The organism is Streptomyces sp. NPDC059003 (assembly GCF_042740445.1).
GTDB lineage: Bacteria > Actinomycetota > Actinomycetes > Streptomycetales > Streptomycetaceae > Streptomyces.
In genome coordinates this window covers 1-15,641 of sequence record NZ_JBHYJH010000031.1, presented here as the reverse complement: position 1 = coordinate 15,641, position 15,641 = coordinate 1, and the positions used below count along the sequence as shown (strand labels likewise).

The 15,641-nt window shown below is 73.4% G+C and carries 12 protein-coding genes and 1 pseudogene; 1 reads left to right on the top strand and 12 read right to left on the bottom strand.

Annotated features, from left to right (window positions below; translation table 11 throughout):
* Positions 1-527: 527 nt before the first annotated feature.
* From ACFWZ5_RS14500 to ACFWZ5_RS14490, 3 genes are all read right to left on the bottom strand, one after another.
* A complete protein-coding gene (locus ACFWZ5_RS14500) occupies positions 528-1,817 on the bottom strand; it encodes an HRDC domain-containing protein (RefSeq protein WP_384796731.1) in 1,290 nt (429 codons plus the stop codon).
* 78 nt (positions 1,818-1,895) lie between these two features.
* Positions 1,896-2,558, bottom strand: a complete 663-nt coding sequence (locus ACFWZ5_RS14495) for a response regulator transcription factor (RefSeq protein WP_189715754.1) — start codon at positions 2,556-2,558, stop codon at positions 1,896-1,898.
* A gap of 319 nt (positions 2,559-2,877) precedes the next feature.
* On the bottom strand, positions 2,878-3,537 hold the full coding sequence (locus tag ACFWZ5_RS14490) for a DUF3000 domain-containing protein (protein ID WP_384796735.1): 660 nt from the start codon (positions 3,535-3,537) through the stop codon (positions 2,878-2,880).
* Positions 3,538-3,728: 191 nt separating this feature from the next.
* On the opposite strand from ACFWZ5_RS14490, the gene hemE reads away from it, so the two are divergent.
* Complete coding sequence (gene hemE, locus ACFWZ5_RS14485) at positions 3,729-4,796, top strand: uroporphyrinogen decarboxylase (RefSeq protein WP_384796738.1); 1,068 nt, start codon at positions 3,729-3,731, stop codon at positions 4,794-4,796.
* Here hemE and ACFWZ5_RS14480 read toward each other — a convergent pair.
* The 9 genes and pseudogenes from ACFWZ5_RS14480 to ACFWZ5_RS14440 form a co-directional block, all read right to left on the bottom strand.
* Positions 4,793-5,503: a spherulation-specific family 4 protein gene (locus ACFWZ5_RS14480; RefSeq protein WP_384796741.1), complete on the bottom strand. Its 711-nt coding sequence runs from the start codon at positions 5,501-5,503 to the stop codon at positions 4,793-4,795. The two genes, hemE and ACFWZ5_RS14480, sit on opposite strands and share 4 nt — an antisense overlap.
* Positions 5,500-6,420 (bottom strand): NAD-dependent epimerase/dehydratase family protein, encoded by a 921-nt coding sequence (locus ACFWZ5_RS14475; RefSeq protein ID WP_384796744.1) that lies wholly within the window; start codon positions 6,418-6,420, stop codon positions 5,500-5,502. The genes ACFWZ5_RS14480 and ACFWZ5_RS14475 overlap by 4 nt, the downstream gene beginning before the upstream one ends.
* A 1-nt stretch (position 6,421) precedes the next feature.
* On the bottom strand, positions 6,422-7,135 hold the full coding sequence (locus tag ACFWZ5_RS14470) for an NDP-sugar synthase (RefSeq protein ID WP_384796747.1): 714 nt from the start codon (positions 7,133-7,135) through the stop codon (positions 6,422-6,424).
* Between the two features lie 39 nt (positions 7,136-7,174).
* Complete coding sequence (locus ACFWZ5_RS14465; protein ID WP_384796750.1) at positions 7,175-8,176, bottom strand: SDR family NAD(P)-dependent oxidoreductase; 1,002 nt, start codon at positions 8,174-8,176, stop codon at positions 7,175-7,177.
* Between the two features lie 83 nt (positions 8,177-8,259).
* Positions 8,260-9,777: a hypothetical protein gene (locus tag ACFWZ5_RS14460; protein ID WP_384796753.1), complete on the bottom strand. Its 1,518-nt coding sequence runs from the start codon at positions 9,775-9,777 to the stop codon at positions 8,260-8,262.
* Positions 9,774-11,471, bottom strand: a complete 1,698-nt coding sequence (pelF, locus tag ACFWZ5_RS14455) for a GT4 family glycosyltransferase PelF (RefSeq protein ID WP_384796756.1) — start codon at positions 11,469-11,471, stop codon at positions 9,774-9,776. The genes ACFWZ5_RS14460 and pelF overlap by 4 nt, the downstream gene beginning before the upstream one ends.
* 48 nt (positions 11,472-11,519) lie before the next feature.
* Positions 11,520-13,577 (bottom strand): hypothetical protein, encoded by a 2,058-nt coding sequence (locus ACFWZ5_RS14450; protein WP_384796759.1) that lies wholly within the window; start codon positions 13,575-13,577, stop codon positions 11,520-11,522.
* A 404-nt stretch (positions 13,578-13,981) separates the two neighbouring features.
* The gene (locus ACFWZ5_RS14445; protein ID WP_384796762.1) at positions 13,982-15,367 is read right to left on the bottom strand and encodes an FAD-dependent oxidoreductase; all 1,386 of its coding nucleotides are present in this window, start codon (positions 15,365-15,367) and stop codon (positions 13,982-13,984) included.
* A gap of 89 nt (positions 15,368-15,456) precedes the next feature.
* Positions 15,457-15,641 (bottom strand): annotated as a pseudogene (locus ACFWZ5_RS14440) (DUF4349 domain-containing protein); the annotation flags it as partial.

Below are 15,641 nucleotides of genomic sequence, written 5' to 3'. Positions count from 1 at the left end.
CTGTGGGTCCTGCCCGCCATCGGCGCCTGCGGCCTCCCGCCGCTATCGCGGCGCTGTTTCCCCGCCCGCCCGCCCGTTTCCAGCTCCACGCGGGGTGGACGCCTCCTGTGGGCCCTGCCCGCCGCCGGCGTCTGCGGCTCCCCGCCGCTATCGCGGCGCTTTCTTTCCCGCCCGCCCGTGACCCCCTGCCGGGCGCTGGACGCCCCTCGTGGGGGCCGATCGCCATCGGCGGCAGTCGCCGACGACGACCAACCCCCACAGGAGGCGCCCACCCCCATCCGACTGGAAACGGGCGGGCGGGTGGGAAAACCCGCCGCGCGCAGCGCGGCGAACACCCCCACCGGCCCGCACCCGGCCCCGCTGCTTCGCGGCGGGAGCTACCTCGCCCACCCGGCCCATGCGCCGAATCAGGTCGGACGCGCCGCCGGCCCGCCCACCCACCCCATTCGCCGCCGACGGCGGGTGAGCCCCACCTGGGGCGGTCAGCCCGAGGACGACTGGAAACGGGTGGGCGGGTGGGAGGGGGGCTAGGACGAGGTGAGGGCCGTGGTCAGGGTTGGGGTGACCAGGTCGATCTGCCAGCGCCGCGCCCCGTGCGCGGCAAGCGCCTCGGCCACCGACTCCACCGAAACCCCGACCGGCGGCTCCCAGCAGACGCGCCGCACCGTGTCCGGAGTGATCAGATTCTCCTGCGGCATGTTCAGCCGCTCGGCGAGCGCCGAGACGGCGGCCCGCGCCGCGGAAAGGCGCGCCGCCGCGGCCGGATCGCGATCGGCCCAGGAGCGGGGCGGCGGCGGCCCGGTCAGGGCCTGACCGGGCTGCGGCAGCTCCGCCTCCGGGAGCGCCTTCGCCCGCTCCACCGCGGCCTGCCACTGTTCGAGCTGGCGCCGCCCCATCCGGTGCCCAAAGCCGGGCAGCGCGGTGAGCGCGTGCACGTTCGCCGGCAGCGCGAGGGCGGCCTCGACGATCGCACCGTCGCTGAGGACCTTGCCGGGCGAGATGTCACGGCGCTGCGCGATGCGGTCGCGCGTGGTCCACAGCTCCCGTACGACGGCCATCTGCCGGCGGCGTCTCACCTTGTGCATGCCGGACGTACGCCGCCACGGGTCCTTGCGGGGCGGCGCGGGCGGCGCGGCGGCGATCGCCGCGAACTCCTCGCGGGCCCACTCCAGCTTCCCCTGCCGGTCGAGCTCCTTCTCCAGGGCGTCGCGCAGATCGACGAGCAGCTCCACGTCGAGCGCGGCATAGCGCAGCCAGGGCTCGGGCAGCGGCCGCGTCGACCAGTCGACGGCCGAGTGGCCCTTCTCCAGGACGAAGCCGAGGACGCTCTCGACCATCGCGCCGAGGCCGACGCGCGGGAACCCGGCGAGGCGCCCGGCGAGCTCGGTGTCGAAGACGATCGACGGAATCATGCCTATTTCCCGTAGGCACGGGAGGTCCTGGGTGGCCGCGTGCAGCACCCACTCGGTGTCCGCGAGCGCCTCGCCGAGGCCCGACAGGTCGGGGCAGGCGACGGGGTCGATCAGCGCGGTGCCCGCGCCCTCACGGCGCAGCTGGACGAGGTACGCACGCTGGCCGTAGCGGTAGCCGGAGGCCCGCTCGGCGTCGACGGCGACCGGTCCCGTACCGGCGGCAAATGCCGCTGTGACCTGCGCGAGTGTCTCCGGGTCCGAGACGACGGGCGGAATGCCGTCGCGAGGTTCGAGAAGTGGGGTCGGTGTCCCTTCGACGGAGACGCCTGTGACGCCTTCGTCCGGAGGAGCGCCTCCGGTGGTTCGCAGTGAACTGTCTGCTGCGGTCTCTTGGGCGTCGGTCACCTGTCAAGGGTATCTGTGAACGGACGGCGCCCGTCGACGGAACGTTACGTCGACGGGCGTCCAGGGGGTGTAAATCGGTCAGTGGATGATTCCGGTGCGCAGGGCCACCGCTACCATTCCCGCCCGGTCCCCCGTGCCGAGCTTGCGGGCGATGCGGGCGAGGTGGCTCTTGACGGTCAGGGCGGACAGGCCCATCGAGACGCCGATCGCCTTGTTCGACTGGCCCTCGGCCACGAGCCGAAGGACCTCGACCTCACGGCCCGACAGCTCGCGGTAGCCGCCCGGGTGGCTCGGGGCACCCGGGGGGCGGCGGTGCAGGCGGGCCGCGGCCGAGCCGATGGGGGCGGCGCCGGGGCGGGTGGGCAGGCCCACGTTCGTACGGGTACCGGTGACGACGTAGCCCTTGACGCCGCCCGCGAGGGCGTTGCGGACGGCGCCGATGTCGTCGGCGGCGGAGAGCGCGAGGCCGTTGGGCCAGCCCGCGGCACGGGTCTCGGAAAGCAGCGTGAGGCCGGAGCCGTCGGGCAGGTGGACGTCCGCGACGCAGATGTCACGGGGGTTGCCGATGCGGGGACGAGCCTCCGCGATGGACGAGGCCTCGATGACGTCCCGCACACCGAGCGCCCACAGGTGGCGGGTCACGGTGGAGCGGACACGTGGGTCGGCGACGACGACCATGGCGGTCGGCTTGTTCGGGCGGTAGGCGACCAGGCTTGCGGGCTGCTCGAGGAGAACGGACACCAGGCCTCCTGGGGTGGCGGGACGGGACCGGCTCGGGGATGAAGCCGGGGCGAACCGTGCGATTCAAGGTCACAGACCTCTTCGGCACCTCGTCCGGCCGCCTTTAGGGGATGATCACGATTTGGTGAGTTTTTCTGCCCCCTGGGCTTGGGGCGGTGCCTGGTGCTCGTGGGGCTCGGGTGCCGTCGATCGGCCTGCGGCCTCGTCCTCAAACGCCGGACGGGCTGGAAATCCAGCCCGTCCGGCAGGTGTCAGCGCGTCACGGCGCGGCATTCAGCCCGTCCGGCGTTCGAGGACGAGCGCGGAGCGCGATTGACGGTCAGGTGCCTCGCGGGCCCCGACGCTGGGGGAGCGTCACCACGGAGCCGTCGCCGGGCCCGGCGGGCGGCAGGCCCGCGATCTGGCTCAGGAGGTCGCACCACGCCGCCAGGTGCCCCCCGGTGTCCGGGACCCCGCCCGCGCCCTCGCGCGGCGTCCAGGAGGCCCGGATCTCGATCTGGGACGCGGGCGGGCGTTCCGCGAGCCCGCCGAAGTAGTGCGAACCGGCCCGCGTCACCGTCCCGCTCGGCTCGCCGCAGGCGAGCCCGCGCGACTGGAGCGCGCCGACCAGCCACGACCAGCAGACCTCGGGAAGGAGCGGGTCGGCCGCCATCTCCGGCTCCAGCTCGGCCCGCACCAGGGTCACCAGACGGAACGTGCCCTGCCAGGCGTCGTGCCCCGCCGGGTCGTGCAGCAGGACGAGCCGCCCGTCCGCGAGGTCCTCGTCGCCGTCCACCACGGCCGCCTCCAGCGCGTACGCGTACGGGGCGAGCCGCTGAGGTGGCCGTGTTGGGTCGATCTCGATCTGTGGCCGCAGCCGTGCCCCGCGCAGCGCGTCGACCGCAGCGCGGAACGGCGGCGGAGCTGTGTCCGCCACGCTTCCCGGTGCCCCGTCCATCTCGCCGGTGCCGTCCGACCGTTGTTCTTGAGCCGCAGCCATGCGGGGAAGATTAAGGGGAACGGCGACCTTGTGCAGGCACAGACACCCTTGGGCACCCCTCTCGGGGTGCGCTTCGCTGTCCCGGGGGGCTGGTGGGTGTTGGCTCGGTGGGCGTTGATCGCGCTGCGCGCTCGTCCTCAATCGCCGGACGGGCTTCTTTTCCCCGAGCGGTCTCGTGCGAGACTTTCCCAGTGAGTGTCAACGACGAGGCCACCGGCCGGCAGAACGCAGCCACGTACGACTCCGCCTTCCTCAAGGCGTGCAGGCGCGAGCCCGTGCCGCACACGCCGGTGTGGTTCATGCGCCAGGCCGGGCGCTCCCTGCCCGAGTACCGCAAGGTCCGCGAGGGCACGGCCATGCTGGAGTCCTGCATGATGCCGGAGCTCGTCACGGAGATCACGCTGCAGCCGGTGCGCCGGCACGGCGTGGACGCGGCGATCTACTTCAGCGACATCGTCGTACCGCTCAAGGCCATCGGCGTCGACCTCGACATCAAGCCGGGCATCGGCCCGGTCGTGGCGAAGCCGATCCGGTCGCGGGCCGACCTCGCGCAGCTGCGGGACCTCACGCCGGACGACGTCGGCTACGTCACCGAGGCCATCGGGATGCTCACGGCCGAGCTCGGCGCGACGCCGCTGATCGGCTTCGCCGGTGCGCCTTTCACCCTCGCGAGCTACCTCGTGGAGGGCGGTCCCAGCCGTAACCACGAGCACACCAAGGCCATGATGTACGGCGACCCGCAGCTGTGGGCCGACCTGCTCGACCGGCTCGCGGAGATCACCGGCGCCTTCCTGAAGGTGCAGATCGAGGCGGGCGCGAGCGCCGTGCAGCTCTTCGACTCGTGGGTGGGCGCGCTCGCTCCCGCCGACTACCGGCGGTCCGTGATGCCCGCGTCGGCCAAGGTGTTCAAGGCCGTCGAGGGGTACGGGGTGCCCCGCATCCACTTCGGTGTCGGCACCGGCGAGCTGCTCGGGCTCATGGGTGAGGCCGGTGCGGACGTCGTCGGCGTCGACTGGCGCGTGCCGCTCGACGAGGCGGCCCGCCGCGTCGGACCCGGCAAGGCGCTGCAGGGCAACCTCGACCCGGCCGTGCTGTTCTCCAGCACGGAGGCGGTGCGGGAGAAGACCGACGAGGTGCTCGCCGCGGCCTCCGGCCTCGAGGGGCACGTCTTCAACCTCGGGCACGGCGTCTTGCCGACCACGGACCCGGACGCCCTGACCGGCCTCGTGGAGTACGTGCACACGCGCACGGCCCGCTAGCCGGACTCCGTGCCACCGGTCACCGGCGGCACGGGCGGTTCCTGCGGTTCCTGCGGCTCCGGCGGTTCCGGCGGTTCCGTCCATGGGTTGGGTCCCGCGCCCGGCACCGCGCAGTGCACCCCGGCGCCGCGCCGCGCGGCCGTGCGCGCGGCGAGGCGGGTCAGCGCGGGCGGCACCCCGTACACCAGATGGCAGAAGTGATCGGGGGAGTGCCGGGCCGTCCACGCCGGTGCGGTGAACGCGTGCAGATACGTCGCCCAGTGCCCCTCGAACGTGACGAGCAGGTCGGCGGCGCGCGCATAGCCCGGCGCCGGGTGCGTGCCCGGGTTGAGGACCACCGGCGCGACGCCGCGCCCGCGCGCCGAGCGGACCAGGCGCCGGCAGTGGCGCAGGTCGCGGCGGCCCGGCGCGATCCGGTCCAGGAAGCAGCCGTCGACCTGGTACCAGTCGCGGTGCCGGTCCAGGTCGTCCGCGACCTCGCGGGCCGCCCGCTGCCCGTACGCCGTGTCGACGTACCCGAGCACCGGCACCCCGGCCGCGCGCAGCGCGTGCGCGACCGCGGCGAACGCCGGGTCGGGGGCCGCGCCAGGACCGTCGGCGGCGTTGAGCACGACGCCGTACAGGGCGGGCGCGACCGCCATCAGCGCCTGCCAGGCCCCGGGGGCCGCGTCCGGGTGGACGTACAGCGGCACGAGCAGGGAGCTCATGTCCGGTCCGCCGCGACCGGGCGGCCCGCGCCGTCCGCCGCCCACAGCGCGTCGAGGGTGTCGGCGAGGCGGTGCGCGGGCACCCAGCCGAGCTCCCGCGCGGCGGCCGTGACGTCCGCGCACTGCCAGGGGACCGCCGCGGACCGGCCTGACCCGGACAGGGACTGCTCGACCCGGCCCCGGAAGCCCGCCGCGCGCACCAGGCCGTACACCAGGTCGCGCACCGGCACGGCCCGCCCGCTGCCGACGTTCAGGAGCGGCGGCAGCGGGCCCGCGGCGGTCACCGCGAGCTCCACCGCCCGCGCCACGTCGCGTACGTCGACGAAGTCCCGGTGCGTGGACAGGTCCCCCACCCGCACGGTGCCGTGCGGCAACTCGCCGACCGCGCGCCGCAGTTCGCCGGTGAGCCGCCCGGGCAGGCCCGCGGCGGGCGCGCCGGGGCCGACCGGGTTCGTGACGCGCAGGACGACCGCGTCCAGGCCCGACGAGGTCACCGCGAGCGTGCCCGCCAGCTTGGTGGCGCCGTACGGGGAGACGGGCCGGGCCGGGGTGTCCTCGCGCGCCCGCTCGCCGTGCGCGGTGGGCCCGTACTCCGCGGCGGAGCCCAGCTGGACCAGGCGGGCGCGGGGCGCCGCCGACCGCAGCGCCTCGCACAGGGCCGCGGGGCCACGGGAGTTGACTTCCGCAAGCGTCAGGGCGCTGCCGCCGACCGCGCCCGCGCAGTTGACGACCGCGTCCGGCGCCGCCTGCGCGAGCAGCCCCGCGAGGTCGCCGGGCGCGGCGGTGGCGAGGTCGCAGCGCAGGTCGGCGCCCGGGGCGCGGCCCCCGGTGAGCAGCCGCGCCCCCACCAGCGCGCGCAGCCGCCCCGCGATGTGCCCGCCCAGGTACCCGGTGGCCCCCAGGACGAGGATGCGCACGTCAGGCTCCCTTGAGCAGCAGGGCGCGGTGGGTGGTGAACTCGGCGTTGGCGCGGTCGTAGTCGTCCGGGCGGCCGATGTCGAGCCAGTAGCCGTCGAACTCGTAGGCGTACGGCGGGTTCTCGGTCTTGAGCAGGTCGATGACGAGCTCGTCGAAGCCGAGCGGCAGGCCCGGCGTGTAGGGCGCGAGGGTGTCGCGCGAGACCCCGTAGACGCCCATCGAGACGCGGTAGTCCACGCTCGGCTTCTCCGTGAAGGCGACGACGCGTCTCTCGTCGGTGGTGAGCACGCCGAAGTCGATGTGGACCTCGCGCGGGTACGTGGCGATGGTCAGCGGCGCCTTCGACTCCCGGTGGCGGCGGAGCACGTCCGCGTAGTCGAGGTCGGTGAGGACGTCCCCGTTCATCACGAGGAAGTGCTCGGGCAGCTCGTCCCGCATCGTCAGGAGGGGGCCCATGGTGCCGAGCGGGCTCTCCTCCGCGGAGTAGCCGACGCGCAGGCCCCAGCGGGAGCCGTCGCCGACGTAGGCCCGGATGATGTGGCCGAGGTGGCCGATGGCGATGGTGCAGCTGGTGAAGCGGGCCGCCGCGAGCTGGCGCAGCACGATCTCCAGGATCGCGTGCTGGTCGCCGATCGGGACCAGCGGCTTGGGCAGGGCGGTGGTGTAGGGACGGAGCCGGACGCCCTTGCCTCCGGCGAGAATGACTGCGTGCATGGCAGAACTCCCTTGGTGAGAGGGTTGGGTGTCGGGGCGTCAGATGTTGTAGGTGCCGGTCTTGTAGCGGGCCAGGTGGGTGGGGTCGCGGAAGAAGTCGACGGTGCGGGCCAGGCCCTGTTCGAGGTCGTGCTCCGGCGTCCAGCCGGTGGCCTCGCGCAGCCGCGTCGCGTCGGCGACCAGGCGCATCACCTCGGAGCGCGCGGGCCGCATCCGGCGCTCGTCGGTGCGGACGTCGAGGTCGGCGGCCATGACCTTGCCGATGAGCCGCACCAGGTCCCCGACGGAGATCTCGCCGCCGGTCCCGGCGTTGAACGTGCGGCCGACCACCGCGTCGGCCGGCGCGGCGCCCACCGCGAGGAAGGCCCGCGCCGTGTCCGTGACGAACGTGAAGTCCCGCGTGGGGCGCAGATCGCCGAGCGTGATCTCCCGCGAACCCGCCGCGACCTGGCCGATGACCGTGGGTATGACGGCGCGCATCGACTGCCTCGGGCCGTAGGTGTTGAACGGTCTGAGCGTCACCACGGGCGTGCCGAAGCTCGCGTGGTAGCTGTCCGCGAGCCGGTCGCCGCCCGCCTTCGAAGCGGCGTACGGCGACTGGGTGTTGATGGGGTGGTCCTCGGTGATCGGCACGGTTCGCGCGGTGCCGTACGTCTCGCTGGTGGACGTGTGGACCAGGCGCGGCGTCTCCGCGTGGCGTACGGCTTCGAGGACGTTGAGGGTGCCGGTGACGTTCGTCTCGACGTAGGAGTGCGGGGCCCGGTACGAGTACGGGATCGCGATCAGCGCGGCCAGGTGGTAGACCGCCTCGGCCTCGGCGACCAGGGTGTGGACCGAGCCGGCGTCGCGGACGTCGCCGAGCTGGATCTCCACCTCGGCGAGGACGTCGGCGGGCAGGGTCTCCAGCCAGCCGTACGACGAGAAGGAGTTGTACTGGACCATCGCACGCACGCGGTGGCCCGAGGTGACCAGGGCCTCGGTGAGGTGCGAGCCGATGAATCCGTCGGCTCCTGTGACGGCGGCTAGCGGTGTGGGGGTCATGGGGGCTCCTGGGTGAGGGTGAGGGTGGTGGGGGTGGGTGTGTGGGTGGGTGTGTGGGTGGGGTGTCTTGTGGGGTGCGTTGGTCAGGCGTGGGCCGTGGGGCGGCCCAGGTGGTGGACTGCGGTGCCGCACAGGGCGAGCGCCGCCGTGGTACAGGCCGCTGGTTGAGCCATCGCCTCGGGCAGCGGCGAGAGTCGCGGCAGGAGCGTGGCCGTGGCCGCCGCCAGACACGCGGCCGCCGAAGGCCACGCCACGCCGAAGGCCTGGAGCAGCAGCGCGGTCCACAACACCGCTCCGAGCGTGAGGAGTTCGGCTGGTGTGGTGTCGAGTAGCGGGGCGGCCGGGGCTAGCGACGCCAGGTACGCCGTCCCGCAGGCGCCTAACGCTCCGGCCGAGCGGAGGCGGAATCCGGTCGGTGTGGCGGAGGCGCGCAGGGCCGCTGTCGCGAGTCCGCGATAGCGGTAGAGGAGCCACTCGGCCGGGCCCATGCTCAGGGTCAGGACGACCACTGCGTACGGGTCCCGCTGGCCCGCGGTCGTCGCTAGCGTTCCGGCCGCGAGCCCGAACAGGCCGTACGGCAGCGAGCGCACTAGGTGCGGCGCGGGACCCGGCGTCGGGGGTGTGCGCAGCGCGGTGCGCAGCGCGACGGTCGCTGCGGCCGTCGTGAGCAGCACGGTGAGGGCCGGTAGCGCGGTGCGCAGTGCCGTCGGTGGTTGCCACCAGGGCAGCGTGGCCGCGCCCGCCGCGATGGGGAGCAGGGCCGTGGCCAGCAGCCTCTCGTGGCCCAGTACGAGCAGTGCGCTTGCAGCGGCCAGATAGCAGGACTGCCCTACCGCGAACACGGCCGCCGGTGACGGGCCCGCTACGGCCAGCCCCGCCGCGCTCGCGCAGCCGACGCCGACCGGCGCGCCGCACAGCAGCGCCCGCCCCGCCTCGTGGCGGCCCGCGGCCAGCCGGACGTACGCACGGTGGCTGAGCGCCTGTGACCAGGCCCAGGACACCAGGGCCGCGGCGATCAGGCCGTGCAGGCCCGCGGTGCCGCGCCAGATCCCGTCGCTCAGCAGATACGCCGTGCCCGGCAGGGCGAACAGCAGGCCGCGCAGCGCACAGCGCAGATGGTCGGGCTTCCAGGGGTCCTCGGTCGGCAGGTCCGGCTCGGGATGGCTGCGCGGCACCCGCTCGTGCAGGGCGTCGGCGAGTGAGAACAGGTCGGGGTGCCCGTACGCCTCCTGGATCCGGTCCCCGGTCATGCCCTGCGACTCCAGGACGGCCGCCACCTCGTACGGGTGCACGGCGGCGCCGATGTCGTCGGCGAGCTGGGCGGCCAGCCGGTCTACGGGGTCGTCGGGGCGCGCGGGGCGCAGGGTTGCGCGGCGGGGGGTCGGGGCCTCGGGAGTGTCGGGGGTGGTGGGGGCGGTGGGGGTGGTGGGGGTGGTACGGGGGCAGGGCTTCAGGTGTCGGGGGGTTTCCGGACGGGACCACGAGGGGCCACGGCGGCGGGTGGGTGCTGGGCTGTCGGGGCGTGCCCATGAGGGCCGTCGTCGTGGGGCCAGCGCGTCTGTTCCGTCCTTGCGGGGCGGCAGGGGGATGGGGCCGCTCATCCGGCTGCCTCGCCTTCTGGGGTGGGCCGGTGCCCCGCCGTGGGGTGTCGCGGTGGTGCGCTCCGGCGGTTGTGGTGCGGGGCCGCGCCGGTATGTCCGTACTCGCCCGCATGGCATCCGTCGTACGGCGGACGCGGGTCGTCCCGTGTCACCTGGCTCCGTTCGGACATACCGGCACGGCCCCTCCCGTTGTTTCGCGGCTGCGGCCCGGTGGGTGGCGAGTTGTGGGCTGGGGTGGGTGTGGACAGTTCCGCGTAGATTTCGCGGAACGCCGCTATCGTCTGGCGCAGCGTGAACTGCTCTATGACCCGTAGTCGGGCCGCCTCGCCCATCGCGGCCCGCCGCTCGGGATCCTGGAGGAGTTCGACTGCCGCTCGTGCCATCGCTTCCGGGTCGCGTGGCGGTACCACCAGGCCCGTCGGGCCCACCGCCTCGCGGACGCCGCCCACGTCCGTGGACACGGTGGCCCGGCCGCACGACATCGCCTCGATCAGCGTGAACGGGAAGCCCTCGCTGATGCTGGACAGCATCACTACGTTGCCTGCCGCGTAGGCGTCCTTGATGTGTTCCACGCGGCCCTCGAAGACGACGGAGTCCGCGTGGCCGAGTGATGCGGCTAGCTCCTTGCACCGGTCTCGGTATGCCTCGCCGCCGCGCGGGGTGCCGCCGAAGAGGCGGAGTCCGGCCTCGGGGATCTTCTTCTTGACCAGGGCGAAGGCGTGGATCAGTGTTTCCAGGTCCTTGATCGGGTCGACCCGTCCCGCCCAGCTCAGGGTCGGTGACTTCGGCTCCGGGCCCGCGGGTGGGAACGCCTCGGGGTCCACGCCGTTGTAGACGGTGCGGATCAGGGCCGGGTCGGCGCCCCCGCGCTCCTCCCAGAGCCGGTTGTAGCGGTTGCCCGGCGTGATCAGGGCCGCCCTGCGGTACGTCTCCTCGGCCAGCAGCCGGAAGAAGCCGAGCAGGACCGCCTTGACCGGCCAGCGGTACGGGCCCGTGCGGTAACCCAGGTAGCGTTCGCGCAAGTACACGCCGTGCTCGGTCAACAGCAGGGGAGTGTTGTGGAAGTGGTGAGCTGTCAGGCCTGGTAGTGCCGCGATGCCGCCGCTCACCGCGTGGGTCACGCCGTGCTCGGGCGGCTTGGCTGAGAGGGGGCGCAGCGCGTGTTCGAGCAGGGAGGTCGCGGTCACGGCGTCGTGCAGCGTGGGCCGGGCCTCGGCCACCGCGAGCCCCGGCGCCCGCCATACCGAGGTGAGTACGCCGGCCGCGTGGTGGCCGCGCAGCACGGGTCCGAGCACCCCCGCGCGGGCGTGCCGGGCCAGCTCGTACAGCGCCGGGCCGAAGCGGGGCTCCGCGGCGGGGTCGAGTAGCGCGGTGAGGAACTCCTCGTACGTGGTGAGGAGTTGACGTCGTGTACGGGCACGGGGTGCGCGGCCCGTGGGGGGCGGGCCCCACATCGGCAGGCAGACGGGGGCTGTCACGTGCGGCGGCAGTTCCCAGGCGAGCGGTTCACCTCCGGTGCCGGTGACCGCGATGACGTCGAAGTGGACGTCGGGCATCCCGCGGACCAGCTGGTCGCACCAGACGCTGACCCCGCCGTGGCTGTGGGGGTAGGTGCCCTCGGTCAGCAGCGTGACCTTTGTTGCGGTTGCTGGCGTGGGCGCCTTTAACGGGACGGGTTCGGCTGGAGTCGGCATGGGTGGGGGTCCCCGGGTGGTATTCGGTTGTGCGGTGGGGGGCGGCCGTTAGCGGTGGGACGTGCGGCCAGGTGGGAGTGTGAGGGTGACTCTGTCCTGGAGGGGTGCCGGTGATGTCCAGCCGGAGGTCCTGCCCGCGTAGGGCGAGCCGAACGGGGCGGTGCCGGTGGGCAGTTGTTGGCGTGTGCCTGTGGGCATCGTGGCTGTCGCGGCTACGCCGGACGGCGCCTGTACCGTCACCGTGTCGCCGATCCGGTACGCCGTGACCCGCCCCGCGTCGAGTGCCGCGTCCCACTCCGCGCGGGAGCGCAGCTCGGCGCCGGTGTCCGCCATGCGCAGGTTCACGAGGGGTGTGGACGGTGCGAACAGCGCCTCGTAGTCGTCCAGCACGCGGTTCAGGACCGGGTACGCGATCCGGTCCTCCGCCAGGTTCGACTGGTGGATGAAGTGCGGGCGCGGATCGCCCGACAGGACGTGGCCGAGGGCGATCCGCGACTCCGCCGGCACGATGTGGTCGGCGTACCCGGTCGTGGTGTCCAGGGGCTTGTCCAGACAGGTCGTGACCGGCGAGTTCTCGCAGATCCCGCTGCCGCCGTCGGCCTTGCGGGTGTAGATCCAGTTGTACTCGTCGACCTGCTCGCGCACGCGGCCCGCGTTGTAGAAGACGTTCATGGGGAAGCGCGGCACGGTCACGGCCGGGCCGACCTGGCGCTGGCCCGGCTCGCGCGAGTTGTCCGAGCCGAGCCAGCGCACGTCGTTGTCGCGCAGCGCGGGGACTAGGTTCGGGTTGTCGTCGGGCTGCTGCGGCAGGACGCGCAGGCCCGAGTGCTCACCCGTTATCAGTTCGCCTTCGGTCAGGGGGAGTTCGTTGTCCTCGGCCCAGGTCTGGTTGTCGGCTATCTGTTCGTCGATCTCGGTTCTGGTCACGTAGCGCGTGCTGCCGTCCGGGTTCTTCGCGCACTTCCACGGCACCTGGGCGGTGTCCTGGACGCAGCCGAGGAACGCGTGGCTGTAGGTGTGGTTGACCCAGCGGTACGCGTCCCGGTCGTCCACGAGCCGGTCGGCCAGCGGGTCCTCGCCCTCGTTCTCCTCGCGGTACAGCTCGCTGCCGCCGCCGTTGTAGGCCAGGTCGAGCGGCAGGCCGCGGCGCTCGGACCACTCGACGGCGTACTCCGCGTCGGCCACCGTCATCCGGATGCTGGACTGCGTGCCCTGCCCCGGCTCGCAGTCCACGTCTCCCGGGGTGCAGTTGAGCTCGGTGTCCCAGCGGTCGTCGGCGCCGAACACGTCGTCGACGTGCACCGAGAAGTGGTTGCGCGCCGCGCCGAGGCGCACGCCCTGCGTCATCCAGTCCACGACGCCGCGCGCGATCAGCCGGAACTGCTGCTGGTCCTTGTTGTACACGAACGTGACGACGAGCTCGCGGCGCCCGTCGTGCCGGTACTCGCCGACGAGCGAGCCCCGCTCGGACGTGCCGGGGACCGGCGCGTCCACGTACGCAGTGAAGTCGGCACCCGGCGCGGGCTGCGCGAGGTGACCGTAACTCTCGCTCACGGCAGGGGAGTTGTCCTCGAACGGCACGGCCCCGGCGAGATACGCGAACGCGCCCGCCCTGCCCGCGTCCGTGACCCGCGCCCGCGCCCCGTCGAGCGACCCGCTGAACCTCGGCGCGCTCAGGCCCGTCTGGGGGCGGGCGTAGGTGTAGGCGTCCACTTGCGGGATGTTGTACGTGCGTTCGTACGCGGCGAGCGCGGCCGGCTCCGCCGAGCCGCCGCCGAACGGGTTGTCGTTGGGCAGCACGACGGCCTGGAACTTGGCGCGCGGTCTGCCGTCCACGGTGTCGGCGAGGAAGCCCGCGTCGATCACCTGCCGCCCGCTCTCGCGCAGGTCGACGGTGGTGAACGGGGTTCCCTGGGCGTCGAGTTCGGCGGCGATGGCGGCGGTCGCGGGGCCGCCGTCGGTCACCACCAGGACGCGGAGGTCGATCCGGGGCTGCTCCGCCGCCGTGGCGGCCCGCGCGGGCAGCGAGAGCGCGAGAAGGAGAGCGCCGGCCCCGAGTGCCGCCGCTCGTGCGGTGCGGTTCATGGTGGTTGCGGTTCCCTCCACAGTCGGATCATGGCGGTGTCACCCCCGCCGGACCCGCCCCCCAAACGGCACGTACGCGCGTTGCCATGGGTGTCCGTACCGCTCTGACGCGTCACATAGTGCGTCTCGCCTGGGGGGTCTGCGCCGATTCCGTGAGATCTGGCGGAAAAAGAGTGGGCCATTGCCGGCTGGTGGGGGATGAGGGCCCTGGGAGCCGTGAGGCGGTTCGGAAATAAAGCTTCGGAATTCCGTGCGCGGAGCCGTGGCCGCTCACGGGGGTCGCGCTGCCTCGCCGCCGTAGTGCGTGGCGTATGCACGCGTAGGGCGTGCGCCCGGCGCGTTCGGATTCCGCGGCGAAGGGTGGGCGGTCGTCGCCTCGCGGCGGATTATCCCGCCCGCCCCTCACCTGCTTTTCGTGCTTCTCGTCAGGCTCCCGTCGCCCGGACCTTCGCCGTCGCCTTGCGGGCCGCCACCAGGACCGGGTCCCAGACCGGGGAGAACGGCGGGGCGTAGCCCAGGTCCAGGGCCGTCATCTGCTCCACCGTCATACCGGCCGTCAGGGCGACCGCCGCGATGTCCACGCGCTTGGCCGCGCCCTCTCGGCCCACGATCTGGACGCCGAGCAGCCGTCCCGTGCGCCGCTCCGCCAGCATCTTCACCGTCATCAGGGCCGCACCCGGGTAGTACCCGGCCCGGCTCGTCGACTCGATCGTCACCGTCACGTACTGCAGGCCCGCCGCCCGCGCGTCCTTCTCGCGCAGGCCCGTGCGCGCGATCTCCAGGTCGCACACCTTGCTCACGGCCGTCCCGACGACCCCCGGGAACGTGGCGTAACCGCCGCCCACGTTCGAGCCGATGACCTGCCCGTGCTTGTTCGCGTGCGTGCCGAGCGCGATGTGCCGCTCGCGGCCCGAGACCAGGTCCAGCACCTCCACACAGTCGCCGCCCGCCCAGATCGCCCCGTCCGCGACGGGCCCGCGCACTCGCATCGCGAGGTCGGTGAGCAGACCGCCGTGCTCGCCGAGCGGCAGGCCCGCGGCCCGCGCGAGCTCCGTCTCGGGGCGTACGCCGATGCCGAGCACCACCACGTCCGCCGGGTACTCGGCCGCCTCCGTGGCCACGGCCCGCACTCGCCCGTCCTCACCGGTCAGGATCTTGGTGACCGCCGAATCGTTCACCATCGTGATGCCCATGCCGGACATGGCGTCGTTCACGAGGCGGCCCATGTCCGGGTCGAGCGTGGCCATCGGCTGCTCGCCGCGGTTGACGACGGTCACGTCGTAGCCGCGGTGCAGCAGCGCCTCGGCCATCTCGACGCCGATGTAGCCCGCGCCGATCACCACCGCGCGCCGCCCGTCCGTGTCCGCGAGCGTGTCGAGCAGGGCCTGGCCGTCGTCGAGGGTCTGCACGCCGTGCACGCCGGGCGCCTCGATGCCGGGCAGCGGGGGCCGCAGCGGGCGGGCGCCGGTGGCGATCACGAGCTTGTCGTACGCCGTCCACTCCTCGGCGCCCGACGCGAGGTCGCGCGAGCGCACCCGGCGCCCCTGCGGGTCGATCTCGACGACCTCCGTTCGCATCCGCAGATCGATGTCGCGGCGCCGGTGCTCCTCCGGCGTCCGCGCGATCAGGTCGTCGCGCTCGGGGACGTCACCGCCGACCCAGTACGGGATGCCGCACGCCGAGAAGGAGGTGAACGTGCCCCGCTCGAAGGCGACGATCTCCAGCTCCTGCGGCGTCCTCAGCCTGCGCGCCTGCGACGCCGCGGACATGCCTGCGGCGTCCGCCCCGATGATTACCAGTCGTTGCTTCATGGCGACACGTTAGATGGGGGCGGCAGCTGTCTCGCCGCTGCGCGGCTTCTCCCACCCGCCCGCCCGTTGCTGTCGAACCCGGTGTGCCGTCAGGGGGCGTCCGGTGCCTTGGGCGCCTTCGGCCAGCGCGGGCGCAGCCACCGCAGCCACGCGAGCGCCAGCAGCGCCGCCACCGCCGCGAACGGCAGGGCCACGGCGAGCGCCATCGCGATCCAGCTCAGCATCGTCACGAACGCGTCCCAGCCGCCCGACAGGGCGCCCGCGAAGGTCGGGT